General features: G+C 31.0%; 16 protein-coding genes and 1 pseudogene. All 17 read left to right on the top strand.

What is annotated here, in order from left to right; translation table 11 throughout:
* Positions 1-84: 84 nt before the first annotated feature.
* Positions 85-693: a bis(5'-nucleosyl)-tetraphosphatase (symmetrical) YqeK gene (yqeK, locus tag ACUXEY_RS23085; RefSeq protein ID WP_461301690.1), complete on the top strand. Its 609-nt coding sequence runs from the start codon at positions 85-87 to the stop codon at positions 691-693.
* 13 nt (positions 694-706) lie between these two features.
* Positions 707-1381 (top strand): DUF3885 domain-containing protein, encoded by a 675-nt coding sequence (locus ACUXEY_RS23080; RefSeq protein ID WP_461301689.1) that lies wholly within the window; start codon positions 707-709, stop codon positions 1379-1381.
* Positions 1381-2118, top strand: a complete 738-nt coding sequence (locus ACUXEY_RS23075) for a phosphorylase family protein (protein WP_429601617.1) — start codon at positions 1381-1383, stop codon at positions 2116-2118. The genes ACUXEY_RS23080 and ACUXEY_RS23075 overlap by 1 nt, the downstream gene beginning before the upstream one ends.
* Before the next feature lie 15 nt (positions 2119-2133).
* Entirely contained in the window at positions 2134-2769 is a 636-nt protein-coding gene (locus ACUXEY_RS23070) for an SDR family oxidoreductase (protein ID WP_166704913.1), read from the top strand.
* Between the two features lie 98 nt (positions 2770-2867).
* Positions 2868-3716 (top strand): GNAT family N-acetyltransferase, encoded by an 849-nt coding sequence (locus tag ACUXEY_RS23065; protein ID WP_166704914.1) that lies wholly within the window; start codon positions 2868-2870, stop codon positions 3714-3716.
* A gap of 108 nt (positions 3717-3824) precedes the next feature.
* Complete coding sequence (locus ACUXEY_RS23060; protein ID WP_166704915.1) at positions 3825-4199, top strand: hypothetical protein; 375 nt, start codon at positions 3825-3827, stop codon at positions 4197-4199.
* A 206-nt stretch (positions 4200-4405) separates the two neighbouring features.
* Positions 4406-7069, top strand: a complete 2664-nt coding sequence (locus ACUXEY_RS23055; protein WP_461301688.1) for a M4 family metallopeptidase — start codon at positions 4406-4408, stop codon at positions 7067-7069.
* A 193-nt stretch (positions 7070-7262) separates the two neighbouring features.
* Positions 7263-7823, top strand: coding sequence for a class I SAM-dependent methyltransferase (locus ACUXEY_RS23050; RefSeq protein ID WP_166704917.1), 561 nt, complete (start codon positions 7263-7265; stop codon positions 7821-7823).
* A gap of 221 nt (positions 7824-8044) precedes the next feature.
* On the top strand, positions 8045-8776 hold the full coding sequence (locus tag ACUXEY_RS23045; RefSeq protein WP_166704918.1) for a hypothetical protein: 732 nt from the start codon (positions 8045-8047) through the stop codon (positions 8774-8776).
* 102 nt (positions 8777-8878) lie between these two features.
* Positions 8879-9358 (top strand): SRPBCC family protein, encoded by a 480-nt coding sequence (locus ACUXEY_RS23040; protein ID WP_166704919.1) that lies wholly within the window; start codon positions 8879-8881, stop codon positions 9356-9358.
* 79 nt (positions 9359-9437) lie between these two features.
* The gene (locus ACUXEY_RS23035; RefSeq protein WP_461301687.1) at positions 9438-12608 is read left to right on the top strand and encodes an ATP-binding cassette domain-containing protein; all 3171 of its coding nucleotides are present in this window, start codon (positions 9438-9440) and stop codon (positions 12606-12608) included.
* A gap of 422 nt (positions 12609-13030) precedes the next feature.
* Positions 13031-13336, top strand: a complete 306-nt coding sequence (locus ACUXEY_RS23030) for a PadR family transcriptional regulator (RefSeq protein WP_306638939.1) — start codon at positions 13031-13033, stop codon at positions 13334-13336.
* A complete protein-coding gene (locus tag ACUXEY_RS23025; RefSeq protein WP_461301686.1) occupies positions 13333-13845 on the top strand; it encodes a DUF1129 domain-containing protein in 513 nt (170 codons plus the stop codon). Before ACUXEY_RS23030 ends, ACUXEY_RS23025 begins: the two co-directional genes overlap by 4 nt.
* Positions 13845-15296: a serine hydrolase domain-containing protein gene (locus ACUXEY_RS23020; RefSeq protein ID WP_461301685.1), complete on the top strand. Its 1452-nt coding sequence runs from the start codon at positions 13845-13847 to the stop codon at positions 15294-15296. Before ACUXEY_RS23025 ends, ACUXEY_RS23020 begins: the two co-directional genes overlap by 1 nt.
* A gap of 115 nt (positions 15297-15411) precedes the next feature.
* Positions 15412-16224 carry a MerR family transcriptional regulator gene (locus ACUXEY_RS23015; protein ID WP_461301684.1) on the top strand — a complete coding sequence of 271 codons (813 nt, stop codon included), beginning with the start codon at positions 15412-15414 and terminating at the stop codon, positions 16222-16224.
* Positions 16225-16452: 228 nt separating this feature from the next.
* A pseudogene (locus ACUXEY_RS23010) lies at positions 16453-16704 on the top strand (helix-turn-helix domain-containing protein); the annotation flags it as partial.
* A gap of 63 nt (positions 16705-16767) precedes the next feature.
* Entirely contained in the window at positions 16768-17730 is a 963-nt protein-coding gene (locus ACUXEY_RS23005; protein WP_461301683.1) for a helix-turn-helix transcriptional regulator, read from the top strand.
* Positions 17731-17735 lie beyond the last annotated feature (5 nt).

Raw genomic sequence — 17735 nt, 5'->3', positions numbered from 1 at the left:
GATTAAAACATTCTTAACGAATACAAATAAAAAGGATATTTAAATACAACGTTATACTGAAAATTAGGAAGAAGGGGACATACGATGTTATATAAGGATATATATTCATTTACTCCAACTGGAAAAATTGAAAATGATATAAATGCTTTTCTATTAAAATACAATAAAGAAGTTACATATAAACATTCAATTCGAGTGGCAAATGAGTCTCGTAAAATTGCGGTTATGTATCATGTAAATGGGGAAAAGGCAGCGATTGCAGGGTATTTACATGATATAAGTGCAATTTTTCCGAATGAAGATCGGATTGTAGTTGCTGAGCAATTTGGAATAGAGATATTACAAGAAGAACGAGAATTCCCAATGATTATTCATCAAAAGTTATCGAAAGTAATTGCAAAAGAGATATTTAAAGTGGATGATGAAGAAATTTTAAATGCAATTTGTTGCCATACTACACTACGTAAACATGCAACGAAAATGGATTTAGTGTTATTTGTTGCTGATAAAATAGAATGGGATCAAAATGGAGCGCTACCATATTTAGCAGAAGTAAAAAAAGGATTAGAAAAATCTTTAGAACATGCTGCTTTTGCATATATTTCATATTTGTGGGATAGAAAAGATAAGTTGAAAGTTTTGCATCCTTGGCTAGAAGATGCATATTGGCAGTTAAAAGAAATTATAAAGTAGAAAGGGTATAAGAATGGAATTAAAAGAATATATGAATCAAACATTTCCTGGGGTTACATTAGTACCACATATATACTTTCAGTGGGAAAATTATTTGCATTTTCACTTTGGGAAAGGGAAATGTCCAAATGTCGAAAGAACCGATGATTTAAATATGGAGTACTTCTTTCAACTTTATATATATAATAAACACTTATTTGAAGATATATTTTCAAAAGAAGATAAAGTCTTTTTTGTAACAAGTGTTTATCGATTTAAAAAGGAAAATATGAAAAATTCGCAGAAAATAAATGTATACAATAAATTTATTAAAAAGAGGGATTTAAATTTCCAAATAAAACAAGAAACGTTAGCGTTTCTATTTGAAGATGAAGAAACTGATTTATATTGTACATATCAATTTTCGTTAAAATGCCTTGCAGAAGATATTAAATACCAACCGCTTATTCAAGCTGCAAATCATGAAGATTTTCCGGGGCTTTATCCTCGTTTTGGACGCAAAAAAGAAATCTATTATCCAGATGTATTTCTTATAAATGTATCGAAAGATATTATCATGTTTATTTACGATGATAGAGGATGTGAAGTAATTGCGAAGAATAAAGAAACAATACGAAATTTATATGAGAAATATAAAGAGTGGATTCCAGATTATGAACGAGAGAGTATTGATAAAGTATTTACATGATAACAATAGGGGAAGTGAAACGTGTAATGAAACGTATTGCAATCGTAGCCGCATGGGAACCAGAACTTACGTATTTGCATCAATATTATCCAAGTGAACGCATTGAAAAAAGAGCAGCTTGGGAATTTCATTTTCATTATATGAATAATTTGGAAGTTATCTCCGTTATAACTGGAGTTGGCAAAGTAAGTTGTGCAAGTTGTGTACAATTATTAATTAGTGAGTTCCAGCCAGATGAGTTATTTATGACAGGAATATGCGGAAGTCTATCAAATAAGGTGAAAAATGGACATATTGTAGTAGCCCTTAATGCAATACAACACGACGTTACTGCTGCTGGTTCAGGGGAAGATGTTTTTAATTTATATAATGGTAGAACAGCACCTATTGAAACAACAAAGTCACTTGTAAGAAGAATAAAAAAGATACGATCTTATGATCCGATTCATTTCGGTACATTCTTATCTGGAGATCAACGAATCCGTAGTTCGGAAATGAGATATTTACTCCATACTGTTTATGGAGCATTGGCGGTTGATCAAGAAGTCGCAGCATTCGCTTATGTATGCCAAATTAATAAAAAACCTTTTCTATGTTTAAAGGCTGCTTCAGATCAAGCAAATGATAAAACGAAAGAGGAACAAAAAATCTATAAAATGTTAGCATGTGAGCGAGCGTGTGAGCATTTAATTGCTTTTTTACGTGTGTATGAGATTAATGTAGTAAATAATAGATAGTAAGAGGGGTTAATATTGGAAAGTACAAATAAAATAGCTATTCTGGGTGCAAACGGAAAAGCCGGGAAATTCCTTGTAAACGAAGCGTTAGAAAATGGATATCAAGTAAAAATATTAACAAGAAATTCTAATAATATCAAAATAACAAATGAAAATTTAGAGATTATTAATGGAGATGCACGTGATTTTGCTTCAATACGCAAATTACTTAAAGGGTGTCGAGCTGTAATTAATGCGGTAGGTCAACCAAAAAATGAATCTTATATTTTTAGCACAGTAACGAAGCATATTTTAGAAGCAATGAAAGAATTTGAAATAAAAAGATATATACTAATTTCTGGAGGTTCTTTAAATGTTACAGGAGATCAAAAGAGAATTGTAAATAAAATAGGAGCTAACTTGTTTAAAGTATTTTTATCAAAGATGATGCAAGATAAATATAAAGAATTACAAATTATCCAAAGTAGTGAAGTAGATTGGACAATTGTTAGATTACCGTTTGTTATAGAGGGAAATGGTATTGGAAATATAAAAGAGAGTTTAGTTGATATGCCAGGAATCAAAATACAAAATGGGGATATTGCACCATTTGTTATAAAACAAATTAATAGTGATAGATATGTGGGGAGGTGTCCGTTCATTTCAAATTAAGTGGTATAAAAATTAAAGAATGTTGAGTAGGATGGAACTAGTATATTTTATGTATTTGAATGTTAAGTTTAACACGAGTAAGTGGGGGATAATTTTATATGATTCAATACAAAAGGTGCAGTGAAGTAAGTATAGATTTAGTATATGAAGCATTTAAAGATGGATTTTCAGATTACATTATTAAAATGGAAGTTTCAAAAGAAGATTTTATAAAAAGGTTTTTTGGACCAGAAGGGAATTCACTTAAACATTCCTTTCTTGCCGTAGACGGTAACAAATCTGTTGGTGTAATACTTGGCGGGATAAAGGATTACGAAAACATAAAAACAATGCGCTGTGGAACATTAGCAGTTCATCCTAATTACCGTGGTATTGGTGTGAGTCAAAAGTTATTTGAACTACATAAAGAAGAGGCGGTTCAAAATGAGTGTAAGCAACTTTTTCTTGAAGTCATTGTAGGCAATAACCGAGCGATTCATTTTTATACGAAATTAGGCTATGAAAAAGTGTACGATCTATCTTATTATAATTTAAAAGATATGACTAAAATAATAAATAAAGAGTGTAAGGGAATTGAAGTAAAACAATTAGATTTTTCATCGTTTAAACTTGAAATTCAGAAATGGTTGCACTTCCATATAAATTGGCAAAATGATATGGATTATATCAAAAAAACAAATAATACATTTTACGGCGTATATGTCGATAATGATTTAAAGGGTTCTATATGTTTAAATGAACAAGGTAAAATTAGTTTTCTTTTCGTAGACAAAGACTATAGAAATCGTGGTATTGGATCAAAATTATTACAAATAGCAAGAGAAAACTTAAATGTATCAAGTTTATCAATTGGGTTTCCAAACAACAATTTAATGGCAGGTTTTTTAAAGAAAACTGGATTTGAAAAGAATTCATTAGCACAATATGAAATGTATGTATTGCTATAAAAAGCGGAAGGAGTTATTCTTTCGCTTTTTATTTTTGTACTATATTGATATTTTACTTTGTACAATATTCTTTTTTTATGTAGAATAGATAGGATGGGAGGGGATGAAATGAATATTGGATTAAAGTTTAAGATTTTTGAATTACATTTTTTCGTTCAAAAGACGTATTCTGATATTAAAATAGCATGTGATATCGCTATTTATCAAGAAAACACTGCAAAATATTTAATTTCATTAGGATTTCTAAATAAATCCTATATGACTTATTTAGAAGCAAAAAGATATTATCGTGAAAATGAAGAACTCGTAAGTGTAGAATTTGATAATTTCTTTCATACATATGATAAATTAGAACAGGAATTAAAATTAGTTATTTCAACTGAAAATAAAAATCCTTCATTGCTACATAGTAGATTTGATCAGTTTCAGCAGAAAGTCGAAAATATAAATGACCTAATAAAAGTAATGCAAAATGCTCGTTAAAGAATGTTTTTTCTTTTTATATAGAAATTATGCATTAATAATATATTAGGGATTTTACATGTTGAAGGGATGACTTTTGTTGTTTACAGAAGTCATCTTTTTATAATACGCTTTTGCGTAATGTGCTGTAATTTTTGTTTTTCTATTTTTGATAGGAATACATTTAAGCAGTTTCATAGTTTAAGAAATTATATGAGGAAAATAATATGAAAAATAAAAAAGAAATAGCTATAGTTGCCATAACGACAGGGTTAGCCTTAACAACTGTAAAACCATGTGGAGTAGGTTATGCAGAGGAAAAGAATCAAATGCAAATTGAAATTCAAGAGGAATCGTTCCGTACAGGTGAACTTACACACCCATCACAAAAGTCGCCTGAGAACGTAGTGAAAGATGCACTTATGGAAAAGACGGAGCATTCTTTGTCTCCAAAACAAGTGAGTGGAGACGAAGGGGTAGATTACGAAGTTGTTCAAAAACGTGGTTCTTATGATGGGACTACACTCGTGCGGATGCAACAAATATATGAAGGTAAAGAAGTATATGGACACCAATTGACTGCTCATGTGGATAAAAAAGGTATTATTAAAAGTGTTTCAGGAGAAAGTGCGCAAAATTTAACTCAAGAAAATTTAAAGAATGTAAAAAAATTATCAAAAGAAGAAGCGAAGCAATATATTTATACGAAGTACGGAAATGATATTAGCTTTATTTCTGAGCCAGAAGTTAAGGAAATTATTTTTGTTAATGAAAATAATGGGCAGGCTAGCAATGCATATCAAGTTACATTTGCTGCTGCAACACCAAAATATGTATCTGGAACTTATTTAGTAAATGCTCATAATGGTGATATGTTGAAAAATATGGTGCAAGAGTCAGATTTAAAAGTAAGTGAAGAGCATGTTGAAGCTATTCAGGAGAGTAAAAAAAGCAATTTTAAATCATTAACCGGAACTGGAAAAGATGATTTAAGTATAACTCGTACATTCGGTATTTCCGAACAAAGTAACGGGAAATATGCGCTTGCTGATTATACAAGGGGGCAAGGAATTGAGACGTACGATGTGAATTATAGAGATATTACTTTTGAAGATAAATATTATCCTGGTATATTAGCAACTAGCACATCAACAACATTTAATGATCCAAAAGCGGTAAGTGCTCATTTCTTAGCAACAAACGTATATGATTTTTATAAAGAAAAATATAAGCGTAATAGTTTTGATAATAAGGGGAAAAAAGTAGTTTCAGTTGTGCATGCATGGGATTCTGGAGAAACAAATGATCCTAAAAATTGGGCAAATGCATTTAGTGCTAATATTAACAATGTTAGTATGCTTATATATGGTGATCCAATGGTTAGAGCGTTTGACATAGCGGGTCATGAATTTACACATGCGGTTACAACTAGCGAATCTAATCTTGAATTTTTCGGGGAATCTGGGGCAATTAATGAGGCATTATCTGATATTATGGGAACGGCTATTGAGAAATATATAAATAATGGGGAATTTAACTGGACAATAGGAGAACAAAGCGGATCAGTTCTCCGTAATATGAAAAATCCACCTTCAGTCAAATTTTTTGATGGAGTACCGTATCCAGATGATTATAGCAAATACAGTGATTTAGACGGAGAAGATAATGAGGGCGTCCATTTCAACTCAAGTATTATTAATAAAGTCGCGTATTTAATTGCACAAGGTGGAACTCATAACGGTGTAGCTGTAAATGGCATTGGTGAAGATAAAATGTTTGATATTTTCTATTATACAAATACTGATGAATTAAACATGACATCTGATTTCTCTGAATTAAGATTAGCGTGTCTTAAAGTTGCAACAAATAAATATGGGGCGAACTCAATTGAGGTTCAAGCGGTCCAAAAAGCTTTTGATGCAGCGAAAATTAAAGGGACAGTGAAAGAAAACGAAGTACCAGAGTTAACTGTACCGTTTACAATTACACTGCGTGTAGGTGATACATTTGACCCGATGAGTAATGTAAAAGCTGTTGATAAAGAAGATGGTGATTTAACAAATAAAGTAAAACATAAAGGCGATGTAAATACTTCTAAACCAGGTACATACATTGTGGACTACTCGGTCGTTGACTCTCAAGGGGGGAATGCAACGGCTACGCAGACGGTAATTGTAGATGGAAATGGAGAAACACCAGATTTAAATCCTACCTTAATAGTGCCTGCTGCAACGACAATTCATGTAGGGGATTCATTTGATCCAATTGCGAAAGTAAAAGCTATTGATAAAGAAGACGGCGATCTTACTTCTAAAGTAAAAGTTGATGGTAAAGTAGATACAACTAAATCCGGTACTTACGTTTTAACGTATACAGCTACAGATTCTAAAGGTCATGAAGTAACTGCGAAACAAACTGTAACGGTCAAAGTTAGAGAAGAAGTTGAAAATGAATTACCAATACTAAAAGTACCTGCTACAACTACAATTACTGAAGGAGATCAATTCAATCCAATGGTAGGTGTATCAGCTACTGATAAAGAAGACGGTGATCTTACTTCTAAAGTAACATATGAAGGTATTGGAGATACCACTAAAGCTGGTACTTTTGAAATAATATATAGTGTCGCAGATTCTGTAGGTAATGAGGTACATACAATACAAAAAGTATTAGTGAAGGATAAAGACACTAGCAAAGCTAAAGGCCTTACTAATAACAATAATAACGGTAATATCCCGAACAACAGTAATTCCGATAAAAAAGAGTCTACATATAAAGAGCTTCCAAACACGGGTGCCAGTACAACTAACAGTGCAACAATGGGCATATGGATGGTTATTGCAGGTACCGTACTCACTTTAGCTCGCAAATTTAGAAAGATACAAAAATAGTATGTATCATGAAATGATTCCATTAAGTTAGTTAGATCATTGCATGAAAGGATTTTTAGAGAGTGAGTTTGATATTGTCCGGAACTCATTTTTTGTTAAAACAATCACTATTTATTCTTAACTTATTGTAGAAGGTAGAATAATAGTAAACATAGAATATATTAATAATTAAAATGTTTACGGGGTAAAAGTGATGGCAATGAAACAAGAAGCAATTAAAGTAGTAGTCGGAGCTGGAATGTTTAACAATAATCCAGGTTGGATAGAAACGCAAGAAGATGAACTTAATTTACTAGATGAAACTACGTGGGAAGAAAGATTTGAATACAACTCTATTTCAGCTATTTTAGCTGAGCATGTATGGGAACACCTTACATTTGAAGAGGGTGTAAGGGCAGCAGAAATTTGTTATGAATTTTTAAAGCCAGCAGGGCACATTCGGTGCGGTGTTCCTGATGCATTTTTCCGAGACGAAGCATACCAAAATATAGTTCAAATAGGCGGACCTGGTCCGAAAGATCATCCAGCAGCAAGTCATAAAATCGTTCATAATTATAAAACATTAACGAAAATGTTTGAAACTGCTGGATTTGAGGTAGTTCTACTTGAATATTGTGATGAAAATGGTGAGTTTTATTACAACGAATGGGATGCTAACGACGGTGTTATTTTCCGTTCGAAAAGGTATGATTCTAGAAATAAAGGAGATAAGATTGGCTTCCCATCTTTAATTGTTGATGCGATTAAACGATAAGTTTTTCAAGGAAGTAGATTTAGTTCAATAATTTCATGAGTCACTGCGCTTTTTTATATGCTGTAATTCTATGTTCGATGAAGGTGAGGACACAATATAAGTAGAATTTCTTAAAGCTACATGATATGAGTTAAATTGAGCGTAAGAAATATAGTACTTATTATAAAATGGGCAGAAAGTATTCTTTCTGCTTTTTATTTTGCAAAGGGGATAAATATACTATGCAACCTATAAAACAAGTGGCATTAACATGCATTACTCATGATCCAACAGGGAGCTTATTATCTACAATAAAAGAACTAAAAGAGGAATTGTTAAATTTAAATTATGATAAAAAATATATAACAATTAGTAATGTAACACCAAAAGAGATTGTAAAAGAATTAGAGGAATGTAACTTCCATATAAATATAGTAGAAAAATTAGGGGTAGGGAATGCACGTAGGGATTCTCTGAAGTTTGTTAGTAACTATGATTACTATCACTATTGTGACTTTGATCGTTTGCTAACTTGGATTAAAGAATATCCAGCTGAGCTTAATTCGTTCATTCATAATATAGTGGATGTAGATTACTTAATCATTGGCAGAACGGAGAAAGCTTTTCAGACACATCCTGAAGAATGGCAAGTTACAGAATCAGTATCAAATAAAATTATGTCATTACAATTAGAGAAACAAGTAGATATTACAGCTGGTTCATGTGCGTTATCAAAACGAGCAATTGATTACATAATAAAATATTCTAAATGCAGAATGACTGATGGAGAATGGCCAATGATTATAAATACTTTTACAGATTTTAATATTAGTTATATTACAGTAGAAGGTTTAAAATACGTGAACAAGCTTAACCAAGATAATATTGTTGATCCGATAAAAGCATGGTCAACTAGATTAGAGCTCTCATATATAATAAGTCAATCCATTTTGGAGCTAACAAAAACCTCTTAAATTAATGGGATGTAATAGTGATTTATTTTTTAATTGAAATCATGTAAAATAAAATATAGAACGTACATTCGTTCTTTTGGGCGAAAAGGAGGTTAATTAATAATGTTAGCAGTAATAGATAAACTAGGTAATGAATATGTAGTACAATTTGAGCGCTATTTTTCATATTCGATAGAAGAAGTTTGGTCTGTTTTAACAGAAAACAGTAAGCTAAAAAAATGGATGTCTAATTTACAAATTGAAAGCCTTAAAACGGGTGGGATTATAAAGTTCGATATGATGGACGGTTCATTTATAAATATTGATATTTTAGAGTGTCAAGTAAACTCAGTACTTGAATTTACCTGGGATAAAGATCGTGTCCGATTTGAAATACATAAAGAAAAAAATGGTACTCTTTTCCTTCTTAAAGAGTACATTCATGAATTAACTGATCATACTCCGAAAGATATAGCTGGTTGGCATATTTGCTTAAATCTTTTTTCCTCCGTACTAGAAGGAAAAGAAAAAGAATTTTCTAAAGATGAATGGCAACAATGGTTTGAAACATATAAGGATAAAACCCTTGAAGTGAGAGGGTAATTTTATAAAAGGTTATATTAATTATGTAATTATTACACTGTAAAAATGATTTTAATGAAAAATAAGAATAGAGGTTAATATGAAAGTAAATCAATTAATTGCTAATAACATAAATAAATTAGATACAGCGATTCCATTTAATAAGTCGTTTGGAATCGCTGGTTTATCAGGATCAGGTAAAACAACTTTTTGTCAAACGATTGGCGAAGAATCAAAAAAACGATTAGTTTCTTTATTGCCAAAGGCTGAATATCAATATTTATTTCCTAACATTATGGAAACGAATTTTAGTGCTATTAAGATGGAAGATATGCCTTTAGTTCTTTTTCTAGGAAAATCATCGATTTCTTCAAATCCACGTTCAACAATTGGTACACATACTGGTGTTTTCACAGAGGTACGTGAAAAACTTGCTGATGTATTTCATCTTTCACCTGAGGTTTTTTCATTCAATAACCAGTTAGGCTGGTGTACTGGCTGTAAAGGTCGAGGTACTACTAAAAATATTGAGTGTAAAAAATGTAAAGGAAAACGTTATAGTGAAGAAATCGAACAACATACTATAGATTTATTTGCTAAACCACATACAATTTCAAATATAAATGATTTAAGTGTTGAGTCTATTCTTTCGTTAGCGGAAGAGTTAAATATTAGTGAAGCGAAGCAACATATATTGCAAAATATAATTAATATGAACATTGGTTATTTAACTTTAAATCGAATTATGGGTACGTTGTCAGGTGGAGAGTTAACAAGACTATATTTGGCTGAATTCATGGCAGTAAGTGAAAATGCTGTAATTATTATTGATGAGATTTCAGTTGGACTTGATCATGAAACATTATTACAAATATTAGAAGAGATTAAGCAGTTAGGGTGTAAAAATCAAATTTGGCTCATCGATCATTCAGATACAGTACTGGATACAACAGATGAGCAATTGTTCTTTGGACCTGGTAGTGGAAAATATGGTGGACAAATTGTGAAAGAATCACCAAGACCAAAACCAATACTGTCGGATCTAAAGAAAGAAGTACCAACAGAATATTATACATTCCAAGAATTATATTGCCGTAATATCCAAATGGCGGAGTTTCAAATCCCTAAAAATAGGCTTGTAACGGTTACAGGAGAATCTGGATGCGGGAAATCTACACTTGTCAATGAATGTTTAGCTACAGATTTCATGAAACGATATCCAAAAGATAAATTAGTTATGGTAGGACAAGATCGAAATCAATCCATTACAAGTCGATCAACTGTAGCCACTTTTTTAGATATTAAAAAGAAACTAACAAAGTATAGCGAAGAAATTGATGATATTTTTGAGCGTTCGATTGAGGATATAATAGATGAACTTCCGAATGAAGATATTGCGTATAAACGCTTGAGTCTACTAATTAAATTAGGACTTGGTTATTTAACGTTAGAACGAAAAACACAAACATTATCAACAGGTGAGTTTCAATGTGTTCATTTAGTTTCGGAGTTATTTGCAAACACAAGAAATCCACATACATTATTTATTTTTGATGAGCCTTCAAAAGGTTTATCACAAAATATTTTAAATCAATTTATAGATAGTGTTAGAGGAATATTGCAAGATGAATCAGTCTCTATCATTATGATTGAACATAATAGTTACATGTTAGAAAGCTCTGATTATATTGTAGATTTCGGGAAAAGAAAGCTTGAAGCTATAAATCATCTTGATGTAGTAAGTCATGAAGATTATTATCGTCAAAAAAGTAGTGTGAATAATGCTGAGCAAATACATATTTCTTCAGCACTTAAGCATAAAGAAGGCGTTCACTATGTAGAAGAAAATCATATTAACTATTTTAAAAATGCCGAAAACATTTATAAGGGTGGTATTTTAAAAAGTTTATCATCAATGGCCCGTTTAATTTATGGTGAATATGAATCTGATACAATTGCGCCTGTTGTTGCCATTGATCTTGAAAGACATTTATATAGTCAATATAGTTTCTTATATGAAATTGGTGGACTAATTAATCATATGGTAGCTGCTCATCCAACTAATAAAGATACGAGAAGTTTTGATTTCTATTCACAGGACAATCACTGTCCATCTTGTTCTGGACGTCTTCAAATTGAAGTTTTCGATAAAGAGATTACAATTCAAGATAAAAACGTTCCATTTTGGGATGGTTTATTTGATCCGGAAATCATGAAAGTATTAAAATTTTATCAATATGAAAAAATAGAATTTTTATTTGAAGAAATTAAAAATGAGCTTGGTCACGATTTATCAAAGAGCTATAATGATATGTCAGAAGAAGAAAAGCATACGTTTTGGTACGGATATTTTGAAAAATCATTTTATGATAAAAAAGGAAAGACACGCAGAACATGGGTAGGATTTAATACAATTATTGGTGGATATATTGTTATTTCAAAAGCGGCTATTAAAGAGGAAATTAAGACTTCTAAAGAAATGATGACATGTCCAATTTGTGAGGGAACGGTATTAAATCATCAAAAACTGCTTAAATTTGCTAACTTCGATATTCGTGAAATTATCAATCAACCAATTGATGAAGTGTTGAAAATAGTCGGTGATTTACCTGCACTTCATAAATTGAAATCTATTGTTGGTGGCGATATGAAATTGACAGAAGATGTTTCGTCATTGCCAAGAAAAACACAAGTTGCACTGAAAATGTTTGAATTAGAACAGGCGAGCTTTTCAAACTATGAAATGGTGTTACAAAATGTCTTACCATTCTGGGATGAAATAAAAGGAAATATTGAATCCATTAGTGTTAATAATCAAGTAACTGTTTGTGATTTCCCTAATGTATATGAAACGAGAGAAAACATTATAGATAAGTATTTCACAAATGGTAAATATAAAAAACTTACGTATGTATACGAAGCGTTTGGATACAAAAAGTTAGTTACCCAAATTAATAAAATTAAAAAAGCTAACCCATGTCCATTTTGTAAAGGAAAGAAAGTTATAACGGAAGATAATCTACATGATGGTGTGTTTAAACTAACAATCCCATGTGTAACTTGTAATGCAACTGGTATTAATGACGAAGGACTAAAAGAAGTAGTTGAGGATGTGGATGTACAAACATGGTTAACTGGAAAAGTTAATGATGTTGTGGATGAAAGCTTATTAACAGAAGCTGTTGCGCAAATACCAATTTTTAATCGTATTCGCGAATTGGATAAACGACATATGATGGCGGTTTATGAATGTCTTGAGAGTAATCAGTAAAGTTTTATTAATTTATGTGTTATTAACATAACTAATATAAAACGTATATTCTTTATAATGTTCATAATAACGCAGTATGAGTATTACAAAGTAATGAAAGAAGATCCAATTTCTTAATGTGAAAATTAAGAAATTGGATCTTTTAGTATTTTTATGTCCTGTATACTATATTTTAACTAAGATGATAGGAGGAGATATAAGAAATAAAAGGTATGAACAGTTGATATATTATGTAATTATTATATTATAAAAGTGATTATTAAGGGTGAAAACAGTTCATTAGTGATGTTCTTGCTTATTTAATAACTTTGTTGTTTTGTCTGTTTTTTTAGATTTAACAGAAATATATACTTGAATGAAGTATATATTTCTGTTAAATTTATCCTATGGATAGAACAAGTTTAATTAAAGGTCATTTAGAAATGTGTGTATTATCTATTTTGTCGAAAAAGAAAAGTTATGGTTATGAGATTATGAAAGAACTTGAAGTAAACAATTTAAAATTGAAAGGAGTAGGAAGTATTTACCCTATTTTAACTAAGTTGAAAAATCAAGAGTGGGTTAATACTTATCAAGTAGTAACAGACAGTGGTAAAGTTAGGATTTATTATGAAATTAATGAAAACGGGAAAATACGTCTTGAGAATAAAATAAATGAGTGGTTAGAATTGCAATCGGATATTCAAACATTACTAAAAAGCGGTTTGAAAGGAGACCTTCTGAAATGAGGAATAGATTACTAGGTAAAGAAAAACAATTTTTAACAGACGTACTTAAGGAATTAAAGCAATACGATATTAGTTTAGAAGAAAGGGAAAATATTAAGCAACAAATATTAGAACATATTCAAGAATGTCGTGAACATGGTGAAGATAGTATAGGTGATTTAGGTACACCTCAATTATTTGTTCAAGACTATTTAGAAATAAATGAGATTGATTTACAAGTTAAAAGGAAGCAATTGAAAAATGAAAAGGGGAAATTAAACAAATCTATCTTACGCGGCATATTCATCGCAGTTATTACTTACCTCATCTCGCAAACTACATTTACAATATTTTTAACTAGATTATTAAATCCAACAAATAGTAAAACTACATTTCAGTATAATCTTTTATATCGTATTTCAGAAAATCAATGGTGGAATTCATTATTAATAATGATTAGTTTTATGCTCTCTGTAGTAGTCTTTATTAGTTTAGTAAGTTATAAAAAAAGAAAGCTCTCAAAAGCATAATGAAGAATACAATCTATAAAATGTCTCTAATTTATATACTTTGTAATGTATTAATGTTATGTATTACAGATCCAAAAGTTTACGCTCAGCAAAATATTAAAATTGCATTGGATAAGTATATTGAAAAATTTATAAAAGAGCAGAACATTCCAGGAGCTTCTGTTGCAATTGTACATAAAAAAGATGTATTTTTCACAAAAACGATTGGAATTACTGGAGAATCTGAAAAAAAGATAACTAGTAAAACCCCATTTGCAATCGGCTCAATAAGTAAATCTTTAACAGCTTTAGCTATAGTAAAATTAATACAAGATAAAAAATTAAAATTAGAGGATCCAGTTCAACGATACCTTCCCTGGTTTAAACTAAAAGATTCACAAATATCCTCAAATATAACAATTCAACATCTACTAACTCATACAAGCGGAATCAGTACATATGAGGGCTTAGCATTATCAGATAAGCAATCCAAAAATTCTACAGCATTAAAAGAAAATGTAATGAAACTTTCAAATGTAAAATTAACTGCTCCACCAGGTGAAAAATATCAATATAGTAATGCGAATTATATTGTATTAGGTGCACTTATTGAAGGAGTCACAAATGAAACATATTCATCATATATGGAAAAACATATTTTTCAGCCATTAAATATGAATGGCGCGGCAGCAAGTAAAGAAACTGCATATGAAAAGGGTTATTTAACAGGTTATCAGTCTTGGTTTGGCATACCAAGAAAAAGTATAGTGTCCTATGACAATGCTGGGGCACCGTATGGTTATATTACTGCAAGTTTAGAAGATATGATTCAATTTCTTATGTTTTTGAATCGTAAAGAGCACACTCAATTTTTAAAGAAAGAAAACATTGATCTTTATCTATCATCACTTTATAAAATTAATTCAGAAAAAAGTTATGGTTTTGGGTTAAGAACAACAAATATAAATGATGGTGAAAAGATGATTTGGCATTCAGGATCAACTCCCGATGCTCGTGCAGAAATGTTTACTTTAAATAATAGTGGCTGGAGTGGTGTGATTTTAACGAATAAAAATCATGTATTAGAAGAACCAGCACTATCGGTATTGAAAAATGGGGTTATTAGTATTTTGAATGCGGAAGAACCGGTTGATATCCCTAAAAACATACCATTTATACAAATTGTTATGTCTATAGTTATATTCGCGCTTTTCAGTATATCAATTATGTTAATTAAAAAATATAAACATAAGAAAACTGTTAAAAGTCTAACTTGGTTATTTATAGGGAATCTATTCCTACTATTATCTATTATTTTCATCCCGCTTCTTACTTATAGTACAAGCTCACCATGGCATACGATTAAAATATTTGCGGCAGATATAGCTTTACTTACTAGTATTATAGTAATTTTATTAGCTGTGAACGGATTAATATTAATCTTTATAGCCTTAAGACGGAAGAGAGTATAAGGGGAAATAATTAAAGATATATAATTTAAGTGTTATAAACAGTTGACTCTCACACGATGTCATTGTTTAAGATAAAGTTGAGCTTGGAAGTAGATGTAATTTATGGGAGGAAAATATGTTTAAAATAGGTGATTTTTCAAAACTATCTTCCATTAGTATTCGTATGTTGAGACACTACGATAAAGTGGAATTGTTACAGCCAGTAAAAGTTGATGAACAAAGTGGATATCGATATTATTCAGCAGCCCAATTAAAGAAAGTAAATCAAATTCAAACATTAAAAGATATGGGGTTTAATATTGCTACTATTAAAGAAATAGTTGCAAGTGAAAATATGGAAGTAATAAAATCACAATTTGAAAATCGTAGTGCTCAAATAAAGGATGATATGGATGGCCTCCAAAAACAATTACGTCTTCTTGAAGCCTCAATGAAATCGATGAGAGAGGATGCAGTTGAGATGAACTACCATGTTTCAATAAAAGAAATTCCAGAAAGAAATGTAGCTAGTGTTAGAAAGATTATTCCATCTTATAATCGTGAAGGGGATTTATGGGGTATATTAATGCAAGAAATACAAATGAAAAATATTAGTATTGCCCATCCGAGTTATAGTATTGCGGTTTTCCATGATCGTGAATACAAAGAAAATGATGTAGATGTAGAAATACAGCTAAGTATTTTAGGGAAGCACGAAAATACAAAAGACGTTACATTTAAAAATATTGAATCAACTAATGTAGCTTCCATAACGGTTAATGGAAGTTATGAACAAATGACAGCTGTCAATGAAGCTGCGGCAAAATGGATTGAGACAGAAGGTTACGAATTAGCAGGCCCGATGTTTAATATTTATCATGTGAGCCCAGCGATGGAATCGGATCCTAATAAGTGGGTTACAGAAGTTTGTTATCCAGTTAAATGTTGATAAAGAAAAAAGGCATTAATTATATGCCTTTTTTCTTTATGGTGTACCGTCACGGAAATGCGGATTTACAATACTTAGCCTATTTTCCTGACGATTCTCCCGTTATTAATAACGTTAAGAAAGTTTCAGTGGTCTTAAAGAATCTAATGAGATCACTTTCTCCGAATTAAAATGATATTCTCCTAGCAAATTAATATGTTCCCAGCTAAAGGTGAAATATGGTGCAATATTACGGTTATGGCGGGTGTAAACCAATTAGAACGTGATCTTATCCATATGCGACAGTGTGAAGGAATTGAATTGGCTAAGAAAGAAGGAAAGTGTAAAGGTCGGTTTAAGAAGTACCATAAAAATCATGCAGGAATGAATTATGCAGTAAAGCTTTATAAAGAGGGAGATATGACTGTAAATCAAATTTGCGAAATTACAAATGTGTCTAGGTTCTCATTATATAGAAAGCTATCGGAAAGGGACAGTTGATGAGTTATACTAAAAATAGGAAATATATAATAGAAAATAAATTTCATATAGAGGTGGAGTAATATGCCTAAAATTGACAATATGTTAGCAATTCTATGGATGCTTCGTTCGGGTGAAAAAATTACTGCAAAACAAATTTCAGAAAAGTTAGAGATGAATATAAGGACTGTGTATCGTTATATTGATACAATTTCAACAAGTGGCGTACCTATCATTTCAGAACCAGGGCATAACGGTGGATACACTTTATTGAACAATTTTATTGAGGCTCCTCTTTTTTTTGATTTTGAGGAGCAAACTGCACTATTTCACGCCGCTGTTTTTGCAGAAGAAGCGGGATATTATGGAGGTGAAGCACTAAATAGGGCCATTTCAAAACTAAGTAAATACTCAAATCAAGAGCAGGAAACAAAGATAAACCAACATTTAGCTAGTCTTGAAGTAATAAGTCGATTAAGTTCACTATCTATGGAACCTTTTTTGAAGGAGTTGGAGCAGGCTGTAGCTGACGGGTACTCAGTAAAAATTATTTACCATAAAAGTGGAGAAAAACAATTAAATCATAGAATGGTTGATCCGTACAAAATTATCTATTGGAATAATAAGTGGTATGTGATTGGATTTTGTCATCTTAGGAATGATATCCGTAATTTTAGAGTAGATCGAATTGAAAGTCTAATGCTATCAGAAAATAAGTTTAAACGACCAGAAAATTTTTCAGCACGTGACTTTTTTATAAAAGGTCTTCTTCCAACTATAGAAGATAAGGAAGAGATTATTTTTTTGGTTATTAATGGGGATAAAAGTGTATTGGCTGATATTTGCCAACATTGGTTTTTAGGACATTATTTACAAGAACGGACTTCAAATCAAGCAGTTTTTCTTCTTGAAAAAGATATGATACATACTTATGTACCTTATTTACTTTTACCGTACAATAAATCTATTAAAGTTATTGAGCCAATAAGTCTTAAGCAAAGACTTATTGAAGTTCTGTCGGAATTAATAAAATTTCATCAAGTATGATAACT

This window comes from Bacillus sp. F9_6S_D1_P_5, assembly GCF_054823925.1.
This window is presented reverse-complemented; position numbering and strand designations above follow the sequence as displayed.

What these genes read in the sequence shown, in the direction of transcription:
- yqeK (WP_461301690.1), top strand. Translation starts at nt 85, where the DNA reads ATGTTATATAAGGATATATATTCATTTACTCCAACTGGAAAAATTGAA.
- ACUXEY_RS23080 (WP_461301689.1), top strand. Translation starts at nt 707, where the DNA reads ATGGAATTAAAAGAATATATGAATCAAACATTTCCTGGGGTTACATTA.
- ACUXEY_RS23065 (WP_166704914.1), top strand. Translation starts at nt 2,868, where the DNA reads ATGATTCAATACAAAAGGTGCAGTGAAGTAAGTATAGATTTAGTATAT.
- ACUXEY_RS23060 (WP_166704915.1), top strand. Translation starts at nt 3,825, where the DNA reads ATGAATATTGGATTAAAGTTTAAGATTTTTGAATTACATTTTTTCGTT.
- ACUXEY_RS23055 (WP_461301688.1), top strand. Translation starts at nt 4,406, where the DNA reads ATGAAAAATAAAAAAGAAATAGCTATAGTTGCCATAACGACAGGGTTA.
- ACUXEY_RS23050 (WP_166704917.1), top strand. Translation starts at nt 7,263, where the DNA reads ATGGCAATGAAACAAGAAGCAATTAAAGTAGTAGTCGGAGCTGGAATG.
- ACUXEY_RS23045 (WP_166704918.1), top strand. Translation starts at nt 8,045, where the DNA reads ATGCAACCTATAAAACAAGTGGCATTAACATGCATTACTCATGATCCA.
- ACUXEY_RS23040 (WP_166704919.1), top strand. Translation starts at nt 8,879, where the DNA reads ATGTTAGCAGTAATAGATAAACTAGGTAATGAATATGTAGTACAATTT.
- ACUXEY_RS23035 (WP_461301687.1), top strand. Translation starts at nt 9,438, where the DNA reads ATGAAAGTAAATCAATTAATTGCTAATAACATAAATAAATTAGATACA.
- ACUXEY_RS23030 (WP_306638939.1), top strand. Translation starts at nt 13,031, where the DNA reads ATGTGTGTATTATCTATTTTGTCGAAAAAGAAAAGTTATGGTTATGAG.
- ACUXEY_RS23025 (WP_461301686.1), top strand. Translation starts at nt 13,333, where the DNA reads ATGAGGAATAGATTACTAGGTAAAGAAAAACAATTTTTAACAGACGTA.
- ACUXEY_RS23020 (WP_461301685.1), top strand. Translation starts at nt 13,845, where the DNA reads ATGAAGAATACAATCTATAAAATGTCTCTAATTTATATACTTTGTAAT.
- ACUXEY_RS23015 (WP_461301684.1), top strand. Translation starts at nt 15,412, where the DNA reads ATGTTTAAAATAGGTGATTTTTCAAAACTATCTTCCATTAGTATTCGT.
- ACUXEY_RS23005 (WP_461301683.1), top strand. Translation starts at nt 16,768, where the DNA reads ATGCCTAAAATTGACAATATGTTAGCAATTCTATGGATGCTTCGTTCG.